General features: G+C 73.0%; 15 protein-coding genes. 7 read left to right on the top strand and 8 right to left on the bottom strand.

The window, feature by feature from the left end:
- The first annotated feature begins 36 nt into the window (after positions 1–36).
- Positions 37–900, top strand: a complete 864-nt coding sequence (locus tag ABZ079_RS21635; protein ID WP_356941048.1) for a helix-turn-helix transcriptional regulator — start codon at positions 37–39, stop codon at positions 898–900.
- Positions 901–1,077: 177 nt separating this feature from the next.
- Here the strand turns inward: ABZ079_RS21635 and dnaK are convergent, their stop codons facing one another.
- The 4 genes from dnaK to ABZ079_RS21615 form a co-directional block, all read right to left on the bottom strand.
- Complete coding sequence (dnaK, locus tag ABZ079_RS21630) at positions 1,078–2,949, bottom strand: molecular chaperone DnaK (RefSeq protein WP_356941047.1); 1,872 nt, start codon at positions 2,947–2,949, stop codon at positions 1,078–1,080.
- 137 nt (positions 2,950–3,086) lie between these two features.
- Positions 3,087–3,512, bottom strand: a complete 426-nt coding sequence (locus ABZ079_RS21625) for an OsmC family protein (protein ID WP_356941046.1) — start codon at positions 3,510–3,512, stop codon at positions 3,087–3,089.
- A 222-nt stretch (positions 3,513–3,734) separates the two neighbouring features.
- A complete protein-coding gene (locus ABZ079_RS21620; protein ID WP_356941045.1) occupies positions 3,735–5,948 on the bottom strand; it encodes a phage holin family protein in 2,214 nt (737 codons plus the stop codon).
- A gap of 113 nt (positions 5,949–6,061) precedes the next feature.
- Positions 6,062–6,493, bottom strand: a complete 432-nt coding sequence (locus ABZ079_RS21615; RefSeq protein ID WP_356941044.1) for a hypothetical protein — start codon at positions 6,491–6,493, stop codon at positions 6,062–6,064.
- Between the two features lie 84 nt (positions 6,494–6,577).
- Between ABZ079_RS21615 and ABZ079_RS21610 the strand changes: the two genes are divergently transcribed.
- Both ABZ079_RS21610 and ABZ079_RS21605 read left to right on the top strand, forming a co-directional pair.
- Positions 6,578–7,351, top strand: coding sequence for an MBL fold metallo-hydrolase (locus ABZ079_RS21610; RefSeq protein WP_356941176.1), 774 nt, complete (start codon positions 6,578–6,580; stop codon positions 7,349–7,351).
- Complete coding sequence (locus ABZ079_RS21605; protein ID WP_356941043.1) at positions 7,348–7,980, top strand: VTT domain-containing protein; 633 nt, start codon at positions 7,348–7,350, stop codon at positions 7,978–7,980. The genes ABZ079_RS21610 and ABZ079_RS21605 overlap by 4 nt, the downstream gene beginning before the upstream one ends.
- Positions 7,981–8,083: 103 nt before the next feature.
- On the opposite strand, the gene ABZ079_RS21600 is transcribed toward ABZ079_RS21605, so the two are convergent.
- The 3 genes from ABZ079_RS21600 to ABZ079_RS21590 all read right to left on the bottom strand — a co-directional run bounded on the left by ABZ079_RS21600 (position 8,084) and on the right by ABZ079_RS21590 (position 11,909).
- Positions 8,084–9,169, bottom strand: coding sequence for an MBL fold metallo-hydrolase (locus tag ABZ079_RS21600; protein WP_356941042.1), 1,086 nt, complete (start codon positions 9,167–9,169; stop codon positions 8,084–8,086).
- Complete coding sequence (locus ABZ079_RS21595) at positions 9,166–10,422, bottom strand: aminotransferase class I/II-fold pyridoxal phosphate-dependent enzyme (RefSeq protein ID WP_356941041.1); 1,257 nt, start codon at positions 10,420–10,422, stop codon at positions 9,166–9,168. The genes ABZ079_RS21600 and ABZ079_RS21595 overlap by 4 nt, the downstream gene beginning before the upstream one ends.
- A gap of 332 nt (positions 10,423–10,754) precedes the next feature.
- Positions 10,755–11,909 carry a hypothetical protein gene (locus ABZ079_RS21590; protein ID WP_356941040.1) on the bottom strand — a complete coding sequence of 385 codons (1,155 nt, stop codon included), beginning with the start codon at positions 11,907–11,909 and terminating at the stop codon, positions 10,755–10,757.
- 440 nt (positions 11,910–12,349) lie between these two features.
- On the opposite strand from ABZ079_RS21590, the gene ABZ079_RS21585 reads away from it, so the two are divergent.
- The 4 genes from ABZ079_RS21585 to ABZ079_RS21570 all read left to right on the top strand — a co-directional run bounded on the left by ABZ079_RS21585 (position 12,350) and on the right by ABZ079_RS21570 (position 15,827).
- Positions 12,350–14,146: a thiamine pyrophosphate-requiring protein gene (locus ABZ079_RS21585; protein WP_356941039.1), complete on the top strand. Its 1,797-nt coding sequence runs from the start codon at positions 12,350–12,352 to the stop codon at positions 14,144–14,146.
- A gap of 105 nt (positions 14,147–14,251) precedes the next feature.
- Complete coding sequence (locus ABZ079_RS21580) at positions 14,252–14,629, top strand: DUF2795 domain-containing protein (protein ID WP_356941038.1); 378 nt, start codon at positions 14,252–14,254, stop codon at positions 14,627–14,629.
- Positions 14,626–15,279, top strand: coding sequence for a diguanylate cyclase (locus tag ABZ079_RS21575; protein WP_356941037.1), 654 nt, complete (start codon positions 14,626–14,628; stop codon positions 15,277–15,279). The genes ABZ079_RS21580 and ABZ079_RS21575 overlap by 4 nt, the downstream gene beginning before the upstream one ends.
- A gap of 5 nt (positions 15,280–15,284) precedes the next feature.
- Positions 15,285–15,827, top strand: a complete 543-nt coding sequence (locus ABZ079_RS21570; protein WP_356941036.1) for a type 1 glutamine amidotransferase domain-containing protein — start codon at positions 15,285–15,287, stop codon at positions 15,825–15,827.
- Positions 15,828–15,895: 68 nt separating this feature from the next.
- On the opposite strand, the gene ABZ079_RS21565 is transcribed toward ABZ079_RS21570, so the two are convergent.
- Positions 15,896–16,153 carry a DUF6158 family protein gene (locus tag ABZ079_RS21565; RefSeq protein ID WP_356941035.1) on the bottom strand — a complete coding sequence of 86 codons (258 nt, stop codon included), beginning with the start codon at positions 16,151–16,153 and terminating at the stop codon, positions 15,896–15,898.
- Between the last annotated feature and the right edge of the window lie 94 nt (positions 16,154–16,247).

Raw genomic sequence — 16,247 nt, 5'->3', positions numbered from 1 at the left:
TGCCCGCGTACTTCGGCGCGTAGGGGAGGGCGTGGCGTGAGTGAGCGGCGGGCTGCGCCCACTGTGGGCCAGGTGGTGCTCGGCAAGCGGCTGCAGGAGCTGCGGGAGGCGGCCGGGCTGAGCCGCGAGGAGGCCGCCCGGGTGCTGCGGGTGGCGTCGGCGACCGTGCGGCGCATGGAGATGGCCGAGGTCGCGCTCAAGATCCCGTACGTGCAGGTGCTGCTGTCCGCCTACGGCGTGGCCGAGGAGGAGGAGGCCGCGTTCGTGCGGCTGGCCGAGGAGGCGAACCAGCCGGGCTGGTGGCAGCGGTTCCACGATGTGCTGCCGGACTGGTTCAGCCTGTACGTCAGCCTGGAGGGCGCCGCCCGGGTCATCCGCTCCTACGAGCCGCACTTCGTGCCCGGACTTCTGCAGACCGAGGAGTACGCGCGGGCGGTGCTGGAGGCCGGGACGATCGGGCAGCGGAAGCCGGAGACGATCGAACGGCATGTGTCGCTGCGCATGGAGCGGCAGAGGCTGCTGGAGCGGCACGATCCGCCCCACCTGTGGGTGATCATGGACGAGACGGCGCTCAGGCGTCCTGTGAGCATGCGGTCCGAGGTGATGCGGGACCAGCTGGACCGGCTCCTGGAGTACGCGGAACGGGACCGGGTCACACTGCAGGTCGCCGAGTTCGCGGCCGGCCCGCATCCGGGGACGTACGCGCCCTTCACGCTGTTCCGGTTCGCCGAGCCGGAGTTGCCGGACATGGTGTTCACCGAGTACCTGACCGGCGCGCTCTACCTGGACTCCCGCCGGGAGGTCGCCGCGCATCTGGAGGTGCTGGACCACATGACGGCCCGGGCGGCCTCCGCCCAGCGCACGGAGAAGCTCCTGCGGGAGTGGCGCGAGAACCTCTGACCCCGGCCGTCCGCGACCCTGGCGCCCGCGCTGCCCCGCTGGAGCACCCGGCGGAGGTGTTCGCCGCGGGCGGCGGGCCGGTGCGGGCCGCGCTCGCCGCGGTGCGCTCCCCCATGCGGGCGACCCCGGGCGGTTGGGGCCGCGTCCGGAGCGGCGGGACTGGGAGCGGCGGGGCGGTCAGGCCGCGCCGCCCTTCGCGTCCCGTTCCTCGTCGACGATCTCCGCGTCCACCACACCCTCTTCGTCGGGGGCGGCACCCTGCTCCTCGGCGCTGCGCTCCCCCGCCGCTTCCCCTCCGGCGGCCGCCGCGTACATGGCCTGCCCCATCTTCTGGCTGACGGTGGCGAGTTTGTCGACGCCGGTGCGCAGGGCGGCGGTGTCCGCGTTCTGTTCCAGCAGGGCCTTGAGTTCCGTGGCCGCGTCCTCGACCTCCCGGCGGGTGTCGGCGGGCACGCGTTCCTGGTTGTCGCGGAGGAACTTCTCGGTCTGGTAGACGAGTTGTTCGGCCTGGTTGCGGGTCTCGGCGGTCTCGCGGCGTTTGCGGTCCTCCTCCGCGTACTGTTCCGCCTCCCGCATCATGCGGTCGATGTCCTCCTTGGGCAGGGCGGAGCCGCCGGTGACGGTCATCTTCTGCTCGCGGCCGGTCGCGAGGTCCTTGGCGGAGACGTGCATGATGCCGTTGGCGTCGATGTCGAAGGCGACCTCGATCTGCGGGACGCCGCGCGGGGCGGGCGGCAGGCCGGTGAGGTCGAAGACGCCGAGCTTCTTGTTGTAGGCGGCGATCTCGCGTTCACCCTGGTAGACCTGGATGCCCACCGAGGGCTGGTTGTCGGTGGCGGTGGTGAAGATCTCCGAACGGCGGGTGGGGATCGTGGTGTTGCGCTCGATCAGCTTGGTCATGATGCCGCCCTTGGTCTCGATCCCCAGGGACAGCGGGGTGACGTCGAGCAGCAGCACGTCCTTGACGTCGCCGCGGATGACGCCCGCCTGGAGGGCCGCACCGACGGCGACGACCTCGTCGGGGTTGACGCCCTTGTGCGGCTCCTTGCCGGTGAGCTCCTTGACCAGCTCGGTGACCGCGGGCATCCGCGTCGAGCCGCCGACGAGGATGACGTGGTCGATCGCGGACAGCTTCACTCCGGCGTCCCGTACCGCCTGGTGGAAGGGTGTCCTGCAGCGGTCCAGCAGGTCGGCGGTCAGCTCCTGGAACTGGGCTCGGCTCAGTTTCTCGTCCAGGTGCAGCGGGCCCTCGGCGGAGGCGGTGATGTAGGGCAGGTTGATCGAGGTCTCGGAGGAGGAGGACAGCTCGATCTTGGCCTTCTCGGCGGCCTCCCGGAGCCGCTGCACCGCCATCTTGTCGGCCGCGAGGTCGATGCCGTACTGCCCCTTGAACCGTTTGACCAGGTGCTCGACGATCCGCTGGTCCCAGTCGTCGCCGCCGAGGTGGGTGTCACCGTTGGTGGCCTTGACCTCGATGACACCGTCGCCGATCTCCAGCAGCGACACGTCGAAGGTGCCGCCGCCGAGGTCGAAGACCAGCACGGTCTGCTCCTCGCCCCGGTCGAGGCCGTAGGCGAGGGCGGCGGCGGTCGGCTCGTTGATGATCCGCAGCACCTTCAGGCCGGCGATCTCCCCGGCCTCCTTGGTGGCCTGGCGCTGGCTGTCGTCGAAGTACGCGGGTACGGTGACCACCGCGTCCGTGACGTCCTCGCCGAGGTAGGCCTCCGCGTCCCGCTTCAGCTTCTGCAGCACCCGCGCCGACAGCTCCTGCGCCCGCAGGCGGCTGCCGTCGATGGTGCCCTGCTCGGGGAAGCGCCAGCCCGTATCGCCCATGTGCCGCTTCACCGAGCGGGCGGTGCGCTCCACGTTCGTCACGGCCTGCCGTTTGGCGACCTCACCGACCAGCACCTCGCCGTTCTTCGCGAACGCCACCACCGAGGGTGTGGTCCGCGCACCCTCCGCATTGGCGACGACCGTGGGCTCGCCGCCCTCCAGGACGGCCACCACCGAGTTCGTCGTCCCGAGATCGATCCCGACCGCACGTGCCATGGTCCGTCCCCTTCCGCCAAGGGCGCCTGCCGCCCTTCCAGCACAGAACGTGCGTGCGGCGCTGTCAATGGACGGGGCCCGGAAACGGCGATGCCGCGTCCCTTGACGGGGACGCGGCACGCGGGGACGGACGAGTGTCAGACCAGCTCGGCCGTCAGGGTGATGGTCGTACCGGTCAGGGCCTGGCTGACCGGGCAGTTCTTCTTGGCGTCCTCGGCGGCCGAGGCGAAGCCCTCCGCGTCCAGGCCGGGCACCTCACCGCGCACGGTGAGGTGGATGCCGGTGATGCCCTCGCCGGGCTGGAAGGTGACGTCGGCGTTGGTCTCCAGCCGGGTGGGCGGGGTGCCGGCGCCGGCCAGGGCGTGCGAGAGGGCCATGGAGAAGCAGCTGGAGTGTGCGGCGGCGATCAGCTCCTCGGGGCTGGTCTTGCCGTTCGCGTCCTGGGCGCGCGAGGCCCACGTGACCGGCTGCCGGCCGATGCCGGAGGAGTCGAAGGTGACGACGCCGTTGCCCTCGAGCAGGTTGCCTTCCCAGACGGTGTGCGCGGTGCGCGTGGTAGCCACGATGGTTCCTTTCGCAAGTGGTCCCGTTTCCGGATTCCCTGTCCCTATCCGATCACATCCGGGCTCATCGCACTCTCAGGACCGGCCCGCGCGGGGTGACGGGAGGTGACTTCCCTGCGGAATGGGCGCGCCGGCGGGCGGCGAGCCGCTCCTCGTCACCGTCGGGGTAGCTCGCGGGCAGGTCCTCGGGCGTGTGAACGGCGGTGCGGGCGCAGCCGGATTTCAGGCGGCCCGCTCCTCCTCCACGCCCGTGGTGAGCGGCACCTGCGGTCCGTCCAGCTCACCCAGCCAGCGGCGCAGTACGCGGTGCACGTGCTCGGCGCCGGTCAGCCGTTCTCCGTCCTCGGAGGGTGCGGACAGGTCCAGCGGGGAGAGCAGGAACGGGCGCGACTGGGCGCCGCCGAGGCCGCCGTGGGAGCCGATCTGCTCCTCGAAGGCGAGGACCTCCCCGTCGGCCGGATCATGGGCGGAGTTCACCATGATGTCCGCGGTGTGCGGGAAGGAGTGGGTGCGGCGGACGGCGTCGGCGGCACCGGGGCCGAAGCGGGCCAGCGGGCCGAAGTCGTCGTCGAGTTCGGCCAGCGGGATCTCGGCGCCGTACGCGCCCAGCACCACGCCGCCGTGTGCCTCGCTGCGCACCAGCAGGAAGCCGATGCCGGGGTGATTGGCGAGGGTGGTGAGCAGGGCGGGGTGGCGGGCGTCGATCTCCTCCTTGGTCATGCGATGCGGCACGTCCGGGAAGGAGACCAGGCCGAGGTTGCCGGAGGCGAGCACGATCGGCTCCGAATCGCGGGAGGAGGGGTGGTGCGCGCCGTTCTCCTCCACGGGCCGGCGCAGTGCGGCCCGGACGGCGGCGCGGGCCTCGGCACCGCTGCGGGTGCGTTCGGCGCGGCGTGGGACGGGCAGTCCGCAACCGGCCCGGACCAGGTCGCCGAGGGTGAGGCCGTAGCGGGCGCGGAAGGTCTCGCCGGGGCTCTGTCCGTGGTCGGAGAGGACGACGATCCGGTAGGGGCGGGGGGCGCGTTCGGCGACCCGCTCCAGGAGGGCGAGGGACCGGTCGAGGCGCTGCAGCACCTTCGCGGCGTCCCGGCTGTGCGGTCCCGAGTGGTGGGCGACCTCGTCGTAGGCGACGAGGTCGGCGTAGACGGCGGTGCGGCCGGCCAGCATGTCACCCATCACCGCGGCGACGACGACGTCCCGTTCGACGACGGTGGCGAAGGCGCGCACGAACGGGTAGAGACCGCCGCGGCCGACGCGCGGGCGCTGTTTCCCGATGCGGGCGCGGGTGGACTGGCCGATCTCGCGGGCCACCTCCGCGACGAAGGACAAAGCGGTGCGGACGGCGTTGGCGGGGTCGGAGAAGTAGGCGAAGTAACCGGCGCGGGAACGGTTCTCCCGGTTGCGGCGGCGGGCCGCTATGGACAGGACGAGGGCCTGTTCACCGGCGCCGCCGCTGAAGAGGTTGCCGCGGCTGGCGCCGTCGAGCGCGAGCAGCCCGCCGTCGCCTGTGCGCCGTACGGCGCGACGCTGCAGCTCGGCGGCGCTGGTCGGTCGATTGCACACCATCACGTCGCCCCGGTCCTTCTCGTACCAGCGGAAGGCCGGCACGTCGAAGGTGCTGCCGTGCAGGATGCCGAGCTGGCTTGCGCCGGTCTGACTTGACCAGTCGGTGTACCAGGGGGTGAGGCGGTGGGTGGGCTGCGTGCGGTCGACCGCCGGTTGTGTACCGACGCCCGTCGGCTGTATGCCCCCGGTGGGCTGAAGACCGCCGAGGCCGTCGGTGGGCTGTATGCCGCCGACGGGCTGTATGCGGTCGCCCGGCGGCTGCGTACCGCCGGCCGTGGCCAGCCAGCGGGCGACGGTCGGCATCAGCCCCTCGCGGACCGCCTCCGTGAGCACGTCGTGGCCCACGCCGTCGAGCTGGACGCAGACCAGGCCGGGGGCGGACGGGCAGGGCGGCTGGGCCCGGCGGCTGCGGGTGGCGAGCCGGTGCAGACGCCGCCGGTAGGCCTCGTCGTCCCGTACGGCGAGGGCCGCGCCGGTGGCCGAGGCGACGGCGGACATCACGGCGGCGACGATGACGGCGGTCTCCGGGGCTGCCTCGCCGCGGCCGGAGGGGTTGATGCGCAGGGCGAGCAGCAGCAGGGAGCCGTTGAGGAAGAAGACCAGCAGGCCGAGTACCAGGGCGGGTACGAGCAGCAGCAGCCGGACCAGGACCGGCCAGACGACCGCCGAGAACACACCGAAGGCGCCGGCACCGCAGGCGGCGGTGACGGCGATGCGGGTGGCGCTGTCACCGTCGGCGGACTGAAGCTGGAAGTCGGGCAGGAGCGCGGCGAGGACCAGCATGGTGAGTGCGGAGACCGCCCATACGGCGACGCTCCGTCCGACCTGACTGGCGATCCGCCGCCACCGCACCCCTCGCACGCCCCGCATACCTCACGTCCCGGCCCGCTCGACCAACCGGGCCGGGCTCCACCTTGTCATACCGGGCAGGGCCCGCCGGGGGTCGTACCGGGCAACGCCCGTCAGGGCGGACCACGGGGGCGTCACCGTCCGTCGTAGCCGGCCGTCGGCATGGACAGGCGCCGGTGCACGCGGGCCTTCATCTGCGCGTCGTACAAGGGCTCGGCCCGCCCCACCGTCTCCACGCGCACGCCCCGGCGCGCGCACTCGGCGGTGAACTCCTCCACCGACGACAGGGCCCGCTCCAGCACCCGCAGACTGGGCGCGACGAACACGTCCACACCGGGCCGTACCCCGTCCCACAGGGCGCAGTGGTCGAACCGCAGGCCGCCGACGAGGAGTTCCCGGGCGACCACGTACCCGTGCTCGGCCGCCCAGCGGGCGCACATCGCGTGCTGGCTGCGGGAGTCCACCAGGAAGGGGTCGGCCTCCAGCTCCTCCAGAGGTGTCAGGCTCGCGATGGCGGTGACCCGCACCGGCATGACCGCACCGAAGGCACCCCGCAGCTGTCCCATGGCGTCCCCCTCACCTCAGGGTTTCGCCGCCGACCCTACTCCTGCCCGTAGGCTTCGGGGAGTCGCGTGAAGGAGGCGAAGAAGGTGCCGGTGGAGATCACCTGGTGGGGTCACGCCACCTGCACGGTGGAGGATGCGAACACACGGGTGCTCACCGATCCCCTGTTCGCCCGTCGGCTGGCGCATCTGCGGCGCCGCCGCGGTGCCGTACCGCCGCCCGGGGCCCGCCGTGCCGACGTCGTCCTCGTCAGCCACCTGCACGCCGATCATCTGCATCTGCCCTCGCTGGCGGCCCTGGCCCCGGGCACGCGCCTGCTCGTGCCCCGGGGCGCACCACGGGCGGTACCCGGTCTGCGCCGGCTGCGGCGGCTGCGGATGACCGAGGTGGTCCCCGGGGACGAGGTGCGGATAGGTGACCTGCTGGTGCGGGTGGTGCCCGCGCTGCACGACGGGCGGCGGCTGCCGGTGGGCCCGCACCGCTCACCGGCGCTCGGCTACGTCGTGACGGGCGAGGCACGCACCTACTTCGCCGGTGACACCGGGCTGTTCGACGCCATGGCCGAGCAGGTCGGGCCGGTGGATGTGGCGCTGCTGCCGGTGGGCGGCTGGGGGCCGTATCTCGGTGAGGGACATCTGGACGCGGGGCGGGCGGCACGAGCACTGGCCCGGCTGGCGCCGCGGGTCGCGGTGCCGGTGCACTACGGGACGTACTGGCCGATCGGCATGGACCTGGTGCGCCCGCACGAATTCCACGCGCCCGGCGACGAGTTCGTGCGGCTGGCGGCCGTGGCCGCGCCGCAGGTGGCGGTGCACAGGCTGGGGCACGGGGAGAGTGTCCGGCTGGAGGTCGCGCGGTGAGCCGGCTGGTCTCGGCTGCGGCGCTCGCCGCCGCGTTGCCCGTGTCGCCGGAGACGAGGCAGCAGGCGCTCGGCTGTCCGTCGTTGTTCCTGCTGGTGCTGATCGGCGCGCTGGTGCCGGTGGTGCCGACCGGGGCGCTGGTGAGTTCGGCGGCGGTGGTGGCGTTCCATCAGACGGCGCCGTTCTCGCTTGTCCTGGTGTTCGTGACGGCGTCGCTGGCCGCGTTCCTGGGGGATGCGTCGCTGTACTGGCTGGGGCGGCGCGGAATGCGGTCGAAGAACGGCTCACGGTGGCTGGAGGCGATACGGTCGCGGGCGCCGGAGGAGCGGCTGGCGCAGGCGCGGGAGAAGCTGGCCGGGCATGGGGTCGCGGTGCTGGTGCTGTCCCGGCTTCTCCCTGCGGGGCGGATACCGGTGATGTTGGCTTGTCTGATGGCCGACTGGCCGCTGAGGAGGTTCGCGCGGGGAAACCTGCCCGCGTGTCTGGCGTGGGCGGTCACGTATCAGGTGATCGGGATTCTGGGTGGGTCGCTGTTCAAGGAGCCGTGGGAGGGGGTGGTCGCGGCGGTCGCGCTGACCGTCGTGGTCAGCGCGGCGCCGGGTTTCGTGCGACGCGTCCGTGGGGGCTGACCGGTAGCGCCGCGGGAGACCCGGGCCGTCTTCGGAGTGCGGGTCGCGTGTGGCTCGTCACGCCCACGCGGCGGAGCCGCACCTCGGCACCGTCCCGCGCCCCTTACGTGGCGCTGCACTCCAGCACCTTCGATCCGCCCACCGGTAGATCCCACAGGTCTTCCCTTTCCAGACCGGCCTTCTCCCAGGCCGCCAGCGCCCGCGTGAGCGGTTCCAGGACCGGCTCGGCCGAGAGGATGAAGGTGCCCCAGTGCATGGGGGCCATACGTCGGGCGCCGAGGTCGAGGGTGGCCTGGACCGCTTCTTCCGGGTCGCAGTGAACGTCGCTGAGCCACCAGCGGGGGTCGTAGGCGCCGATGGGCATCAGGGCGAGGTCGATGCCGGGGTAGCGGCGGCCGATGCGGGCGAACCAGTGGCCGTAGCCGGTGTCACCGGCGAAGTACAGGCGCTGTCCGTCGGAAGCGGTGAGGACCCAGCCGCCCCAGAGGCTGTGACAGGTGTCGGTGAGGGTGCGCTTGGACCAGTGGTGCGAGGGCACGAAGTCGAAGCGGACACCGGAGAGTTCGGCGCCTTCCCACCAGTCCAGCTCGGTGATGCAGGTGAACCGGCGGCGGCGGAACCAGCGGCCGAGGCCGGCGGGCACGAACACGGGGGTGTCGCGCGGGAGCCGGCGCAGGGTGGGGGCGTCGAGGTGGTCGTAGTGGTTGTGGCTGATGACGACGGCGTCGACGCGGGGCAGGGTGTCCCAGGCGACGCCGACGGGGGTGATGCGGGCCGGGGTACCGAGGATGCGGCGGGACCAGACGGGATCGGTGAGGACGGTCAGGCCGCCGATTTGGATGACCCAACTGGCGTGTCCCGCCCAGGTGACGGCGAGGGTGCGGCTGTCGACGCGGGGCAGCGGGGCGGGTGCGTACGGGAGCCGGGGGATGTCGGCCAGGCCTTCCGGACCGGGGCGTACGGCACCCTCGCGGGCGAAGCGGGCGAGGGCCTTGAGGCCGGGCAGGGGGGCGGTGAGCCGGTCGTGGAAGCTGCGTGGCCAGACCCGGTGCTCGCCGAGGGGGCGAGGCTCGGCCGGCGGTGGCAGAGGGTGCACGAGTGGGACCGGCGTGTCGGCTGCGCCGACCGCCGCGGTGGTGGTCGCGGCGGTCGTGGTGGTCGATCCGGGCTCATCCGTCTGCTGCGTCATCGAGGAGGCTCCCATCGCTGAGCGTCGTCGCGGAGATCGTCGAGGACCGACCTCAGAGAGACCAACGCCCTTTGCACCTGCGGCAGTTCCAACGGCGTGGGTGACGTGAGGCATTCCGTGCGTTCCTCGTCCGTGCCGCCCAGCAGGGGCCCGGTGGCGAGGCGTACGCGCAGGGCCCCGAGATCGTCGCCGAAGCGGTGGCCGCCGGGCGCGGGCATGCCGAGCCGGGCGGTGAGGAGGTCCTCCAGTTCCTGTGCGTCTCCGACGCCTTGAGCGGCGAGCGGTTCGCGCAGCGGGCCGAGGTCGGCGTACAGGTGACGGCCGGCCTGGGGCGGGCGGGCGAGCGCGCCGGCGGCGACGACCGCGGCGTGCGCGGCGGCGGCTACGCGCGCGTGCAGCCGGACGGTGGCCTCGCGGCGCTCGGTGACGGGCGGGGGTTCGTCGAGGGCGTATCCGGCGGCCGCGGCGACGGGGGCGGCGATCCGGGCGCCGAGCGCGGTGAGGATGTCGAGCACGCGGGCGTGGAGGTGCAGCCCGGTCTCGGTGGCCGGGAAGCGGGCGATGGCGGCGGGCCAGCCGGGGGGCAGCAGGGCGCCGGCCAGGTCGGTGACGACGGTGACCCGGTCGGGCTGCATCTCGGCGGGGCTGAGCAGCACCGTCTCGTGCGGGGAGTGCAGTGTGTCGCGCCAGGTCTCGTCGCTGACCAGGTGCAGGCCCTCGGCCGTGGCGGCCTCGAGGGTCTCGTGCAGCAGTTCGGGCGGGGCGACGGTGGCGGTGGGGTCGTCGGCGACGGACAGCACCAGCAGCCGTGGGTCGCCGCCCTCGGCGCGGACCCGGCGGACGGTCTCCAGGAGGGCGTACGGGTCGGGGACGCCGCCGCTCTCGGGGGGCGTGGGCACGTGGTAGGCGGGCCGGCCGAGCAGGCGGGCGTAGGGGGCCCACCAGGCGGCGCAGGGGCGGGGTACGAGGACGTCGGCGCCGTCCCCGGCGAGGGCGGCGGTGAGGGCGAGCAGCAGTGCCGGGGCGCCGGGGCCCGCGGCCACCCGGTCGGGGGCGCAGGGCAGTCCGCGGCGGGTCCAGTAGCCGCAGGCCGCTTCCAGCAGGGCGGGGGCGCCGCCGACGGGCTGGGCGTCGGCGCGGTGCGCGGCGGCGGCGAGCACGGCGGACAGCTCGGGGAGCACGGGAAGGCCGTCGGCGGGCAGGGGCGGCCCGTAGCGGACGGGTCCGTGGCCCTCGGGGTCCGTCCGCCGCATGTCCGCCTCCGCGCAGTCCGTGGTGCCGGGTGCCGTCCCGTCCGGGCCGTGGTGCCGTCGGGAGCTGCTGTGAGCTGTCGTGTGAGGTGCGTGTGCCCGCCGGCCGCTGTCAGTCGTCGCGCCGGGCGCCGTAGTCGCCGGTTCCGCTGTGTCGGTGCGCCTTCCCGCGTCGGCTGCCGTTTGCCGTCGCGCCCGGATCTGTGCTCTCCTCGCCGTCTGCCGCTGTGCTGCCCCAGGTGCGGTGGTGCGTGTGGTGCCCGTTGCCGGTGTGTCCTCGGGAAGGTGTGTACCCGCCCGACGGCGCTCCATGGCCGGCGCCCCGAGTTTCCGGGTCACATACCCGTGGGCCGGCCCGCCGTGGACCGCCTGCGGAGGTGGAGCCGGTAGACGGCTGCGCCGCAGGCGGCGGCGATGCACACACCGCCGGCGACGAGGGCCGGGACCGAGTCGTTGAAGGTGCCTCCCGCTCCGGCCTCCACGCCGCGCTGCCCGGATTCCTGGGCGCATCCGTCGGTGCCGTGGGACTCACGGCAGGTCTGTCCGTCCGGGCAGGGGGCACCGTGGGACTCCCCGCACTTGTTGCCGCCACCAGTGCAGGGTGCGCCGTGGGACTCCGCCTGGGACTCGCCGTGGGACTCCCCGCACCGGCCGCCGCCGTCGGTGCAGGGTGCGCCGTGGGACTCCCCGCACCGGCCGCCGCCGTCGGTGCACGAGTCGGCTCCGGCGCACTCCCGCGCGGCGCCCTGGCACGGCTCCCCCTCCTTGCGCGGAGACTGGTCCGGGCACGCCTCACCCTTCTGGTAGTGCCCGTCGTCCCCGGGCCGGCAGGACTCCGTCTCCCGGCACTGGCCGCCGTCGCCGCACGGCTCGGCGTCCGCGCAGGCCCGGGTGGTGCCGCACGGCCCCGGTTCGGCGCACGGAACGCCGTCGTCACCGCGGGTGACGCTGTAGGGCGCGTTCCACGGCGTGCCCGTCCCGCCGGTCGCGGGCGGGCAGGTGCCGTCGACGGTCCATGCGGCGTCCGGGCCGGTGCCGGCGGGGTCTTCCTCGGCCGTGACGCCGTCGGGGTGGTCATCGGCCGTGTCACCCACGGGGCGGTCCTCGGCCGCATCAACTACGGGGCGGTCCTCGGCCGTATCACCCACGGGGCGGTCCGCGGCCATGTCACCGACGGAGCGGTAGTGGGCGGTGACGCGGGCGGTGCCCCGGTAGGCGAGGCCGGTCGCGCCGGTCTCATGGTCCGCGTTGCCGGTGACCCGGCTCAGGTGCACGGTGCCGCCCTCGAAACCCGGCGAGGCGGCGTCGAGAGTCTCCGGCACCGGGCCGGCGACGGCATCGCAGATCACGGACACGGCGACGGTGCCGCCGGGCGGGACGGTGCCGGGACGGGCGTCGGCGGCGGGGTCCGCGAAGGCGGCGGGCCCGGCCAGGGCGAGCGCGGCACCGGCGACGAAGGCGACGGACAGGGCACGGGCGGTGCGGCGCATGGGACGGGCTCCTCGACGGCTACGGCGTATCGGCCGGGCGGCGGGACGACCGGGCGGCGCCACGGGTACGGGGCACGGGTCGTGCCCTCACCGCCATCACAGCCCGCGCCGCGGCGTACCGCGCGCGGCCGGAGCCCATTCGCGGGACGCGGACGGCCAGGCGGGTGACAGACCGGCGCTCCGGCAGGCAGGTGACGCGCAGCCGTGCCGGCCGGCAGCGCAACGACAGCCGGCCGCAACGGCGGACGGGTGACCGCACAAGGCGGCGAGCAGGCGCACGCCCGCTGGCGAAGCGGCCGCCGGCCCCCTCCTCCCCTCCCGGGCGAGCAGGTGGCGTCCGGCACCCGGACGGGCCCCCACAGGTTTTCCGTCTGGCCCGCAGGTGACTCGGTATCCGCTGACCGGATCGTCCGTTTCGTACCCCACCGGGGAGGTCCTCCATGAGCACCAAGGTCTCCGACCACATCCTCGAGCGCCTGCGCGCCTGGGGCGTGGAACAGGTCTTCGGCTATCCGGGCGACGGCATCAACGGGCTGCTCGCCGCCTGGGGCCGCGCCGACGACCAGCCGCGGTTCATCCAGTCGCGGCACGAGGAGATGTCCGCGTTCGAGGCCGTCGGGTACGCCAAGTTCAGCGGCAGGATCGGGGTGTGCGTGGCGACGTCGGGGCCGGGCGCGATCCATCTGCTCAACGGCCTGTACGACGCCAAGCTGGACCATGTGCCGGTGCTGGCGATCGTCGGCCAGACCAACCGGACCGCGATGGGTGGTTCCTACCAGCAGGAAGTGGACCTGCACACGCTGTACAAGGACGTCGCGTCGGAGTTCGTGGAGACGGTGACGGTCCCCGAGCAGCTGCCGAACGTGCTGGACCGGGCGATCCGCACCGCTTACGCGCGCCGCTGCCCCACCGCGCTGATCATCCCGGGTGACGTGCAGGAGCTGGATTACTCGCCGCCGTCGCACGAGTTCAAGATGGTGCCCTCCAGCCTGGGCATGAGCGACTACACGGCGACCCCGTCGGACGAGGCACTGCGCCGGGCGGCGGACGTGCTGAACGAGGGCGACAAGGTCGCCGTCCTGGTCGGGCAGGGCGCCGCGAGCGCGGTCGTGGAGGTACAGGAGATCGCCGAGCTGCTCGGCGCGGGTGTCGCTAAGGCACTGCTCGGCAAGGACGTGCTGAGTGACGAACTGCCCTACGTCACCGGGCCGATCGGTCTGCTGGGCAGCAGGCCGTCGTACGAGATGATGCGTGACTGCGACACGCTGCTGACCATCGGTTCCTCGTTCCCGTACACGCAGTTCTTGCCGGACTTCGGCAAGGCGCGGGGCGTGCAGATCGACATCGACCCGCACATGATCGGCATGCGCTACCCCTACGAGGTGAATCTCGTCGGTGACGCCAAGGCGACCCTGCAGCGGCTGATTCCGCTGCTGAAGGCCGATCGGAGCGGGCGCGAGTGGTACGACACGGTGTGCGCGAACGTGCGCCGCTGGCACGAGACGATGGAGCGGCGGGCCGGTCTGTCGGCCGATCCGATCAACCCCGAGTACGTGGCCCGCGCCCTCGATCCGCTGTTGCCGGACAACGCGATCCTCACCTCCGACTCCGGATCGGTCGCCAACTGGTACGCCCGGCACATCACCATGCGGCCGGGCATGCGCGGTTCGCTGTCCGGGACGCTGGCGACGATGGGGCCGGGTGTGCCGTACGCGATCGGCGCGAAGTTCGCGCATCCGGACCGGCCGGTGGTCGCTCTGGTCGGGGACGGTGCGATGCAGATGAACGGGCTGGCGGAGATGATCACGGCGGCTAAGTACCAGGACCGCTGGTCGGATCCGCGGCTGGTGGTGGGCGTGTGGAACAACCGCGACCTGAACCAGGTGACGTGGGAGATGCGCGCGATGGAGGGTGCGCCCTCGTTCCTGCCGTCACAGGAGATCCCGGACGTGCGGTACGCGGCGTTCGCCCGTTCGCTCGGCCTGACAGGCATCCGGGTGGAAAAGCCCGAGGAGGTGGAGGCGGCCTGGCGGGCGGCCCTGAAGGCCGACGGGCCGGCCGTGGTGGAGTTCCTCACCGACCCCGCCGTACCGCCGATCCCGCCGCACGCCACCTGGGAGCAGATGGAGGCGACGGCCGCCTCGATCCTCAAGGGCGATGCCGACCGGGGTTCGATGATGAAGCAGGGGCTGAAGGCGAAGGTGCAGGAGTTCCTGCCGGGCCGGGGCAAGCAGTAGGCGAAGCGACCGGAAGTGAAACGGCCGGTTTCCGGCGGACGGAGCGGGTGTCGGTCTCTGGACGCCGGGTACGCGGTGCGGACCTTCGACCCTCTGGAGGGAGACATGCAGCGAGGCAGTGACCGGCTGAGCGTCCACCGGGACGACGAGATGAAGCACGAGCTGCAGGGCCTGCTGAGGTCCGGGCATCCGACGCGCGTCGAGGAGTGGCACGATCCGGAGCCGGCCGCGGACGACGACCCGGAGGTCTGGAGCGGGCCGGTGGGCGGCCTGGGATCGCCGGCGTCGCTGGAGCGGCTCCGGCTGGAACTGGCCCGGAACCTGAGCCGGCACGCGTTTCCGGCGACGGCGGGCGAGCTCGCACGGGTGCTGCGCCGGAGCAACGCGCCCGGCGGGCTGATCGACGCGGTGGCGGGTCTGCCGCGCCAGGACCGGTACGAGAACGTGCAGCAGCTGGCGAAGACGCTGGCGGGCGGCGAGTGAGCCGGGATCAGGCGGCCGAGATCGCGCGTGACGCGACCGTCGACGTCGGGGACGCCACGACGCGGTTCCTGCTGTACGGGCTGCTGCCCGGGTGGTTCGTGCCGGGGCTCGCCGACTGGGCGATGCACCGGCACACCCGGATCGAGGAAACGGCGGGGACGAAGGAGTCCCTGATCCACTCTCTGATGATGGCCGAGGTCGGCCTGCCGATCGCGCTGACCCTGCGCTACGAGATCAATCCGCTGCTGCTGACCGTGCAGCTGGGCGCGGCGGCGGTGCACGAGGCGACGGCGCTGTGGGACGTGCGCACGGCCGTCGACAGCGACCGTGAGGTCAAACCCGTCGAGCAGCACATCCACAGCTTTCTGGAGTCGCTGCCGTTCGGCGGGCTGGTCTCGCTGATGTGTCTGCACGCCGATCAGGTGCGGTCGCTGCTGCGGGGCGGGCGCGGGGACCCGGACGCGTGGCGTCTGGTGCCCCGCCGGCGCCCGCTGTCGCCGGGCTATCTCGCGGGCATCGGCCTCGCGATCGGCGCGTGCGTGCTCCTGCCGTACGGCGAGGAGATGCTGCGCTGCCGGCGGGCGGCGAGGGACAGGAAACGACGCGCCCGGGCGGCGAAGGCGGCTGTGCGTGCCGGGAAAGGAAGCTGAGGATCATGCGTATCGCGTTTCTGGTGGCGCCCGAGGGCGTGGAACAGGTCGAGCTGACCGAGCCGTGGAAGGCGGCCTCGGACGCCGGGCACGAGCCGGTGCTGGTCTCCACGGAGTCCGGGAAGGTCCAGGCGTTCAACCATCTCGACAAGGCGGACACGTTCCCCGTGGACGAGGTGGTCGGCGAGACGTCGGCCGGTTCGTTCGGTGCTCTGGTGCTGCCGGGCGGGGTGGCCAACCCCGACTTCCTGCGGATGGACGAGAAGGCCGTCGCGTTCGTGAAGGAGTTCTTCGAGCAGGGCCGTCCGGTCGCGGCGATCTGTCATGCGCCGTGGACGCTGGTGGAGGCGGATGTCGTGCGGGGCCGGGTGCTGACGTCCTGGCCGAGCCTGCAGGCGGACATCCGCAACGCGGGCGGCACCTGGGTGGACGAGCAGGTGAAGATCTGCGACCACGGCTCCAACCAGCTGGTGACCAGCCGCAAGCCGGACGATCTGAAGGCGTTCTGCGACGCGTTCCTGCGCGTGTTCGCCGGCGAGGCCGGCTGAACCCGCCGCACCGCGTGAAGGGCCGGTCCGCACGGGCCGGCCCTTCACGCGTGGGTGCCGGGTGCCGGTCAGGTGCCGGACGTGTCCGGAGTCGCCGTCTCGCCGGAGCCGCGCTCACGGGCGCCCTCGCGGGTGCGGCCCGCGCTCACCGGGCGGCGCGGGTTGCGGCGCAGGTATTCGCCCTCCAGCTGCGCCATGCGCTCGTTGTGCACCCGCAGCGCGTCGTTCGAGCCGTACAGGAGGGTGTCGTGGCGCGTGCGGTGGATCGTCTCCAGCTCCTTCATGAGCTGCTGGTCGTCCAGCCTGCTGGGGTCGACTCCGGTCATGGTGGTCCCCGCTCGTCGTGTTCGTGTCCGCGGTCCGGGTACCCGCCCGGCGTCCACTGCCCCCCGAGCGGTTTCCGGGAGGAATCCATGGAGC

It is taken from the genome of Streptomyces sp. NPDC006314 (assembly GCF_040613075.1).
In the GTDB taxonomy this organism is placed as follows: domain Bacteria; phylum Actinomycetota; class Actinomycetes; order Streptomycetales; family Streptomycetaceae; genus Streptomyces.
Note: the sequence above shows the minus strand (reverse complement) of the source record. Positions and strands in the feature narration are given on the sequence as shown.

Excerpts from the sequence above, each read along its gene's own strand:
- ABZ079_RS21565 (WP_356941035.1), bottom strand. The coding sequence starts at position 16,153 with ATGACCGGAGTCGACCCCAGCAGGCTGGACGACCAGCAGCTCATGAAG.
- ABZ079_RS21600 (WP_356941042.1), bottom strand. The coding sequence starts at position 9,169 with ATGACGCAGCAGACGGATGAGCCCGGATCGACCACCACGACCGCCGCG.
- ABZ079_RS21620 (WP_356941045.1), bottom strand. The coding sequence starts at position 5,948 with ATGCGGGGCGTGCGAGGGGTGCGGTGGCGGCGGATCGCCAGTCAGGTC.
- ABZ079_RS21595 (WP_356941041.1), bottom strand. The coding sequence starts at position 10,422 with ATGCGGCGGACGGACCCCGAGGGCCACGGACCCGTCCGCTACGGGCCG.
- ABZ079_RS21570 (WP_356941036.1), top strand. The coding sequence starts at position 15,285 with ATGCGTATCGCGTTTCTGGTGGCGCCCGAGGGCGTGGAACAGGTCGAG.
- ABZ079_RS21590 (WP_356941040.1), bottom strand. The coding sequence starts at position 11,909 with ATGCGCCGCACCGCCCGTGCCCTGTCCGTCGCCTTCGTCGCCGGTGCC.
- ABZ079_RS21580 (WP_356941038.1), top strand. The coding sequence starts at position 14,252 with ATGCAGCGAGGCAGTGACCGGCTGAGCGTCCACCGGGACGACGAGATG.
- ABZ079_RS21615 (WP_356941044.1), bottom strand. The coding sequence starts at position 6,493 with ATGGGACAGCTGCGGGGTGCCTTCGGTGCGGTCATGCCGGTGCGGGTC.
- ABZ079_RS21585 (WP_356941039.1), top strand. The coding sequence starts at position 12,350 with ATGAGCACCAAGGTCTCCGACCACATCCTCGAGCGCCTGCGCGCCTGG.
- dnaK (WP_356941047.1), bottom strand. The coding sequence starts at position 2,949 with ATGGCACGTGCGGTCGGGATCGATCTCGGGACGACGAACTCGGTGGTG.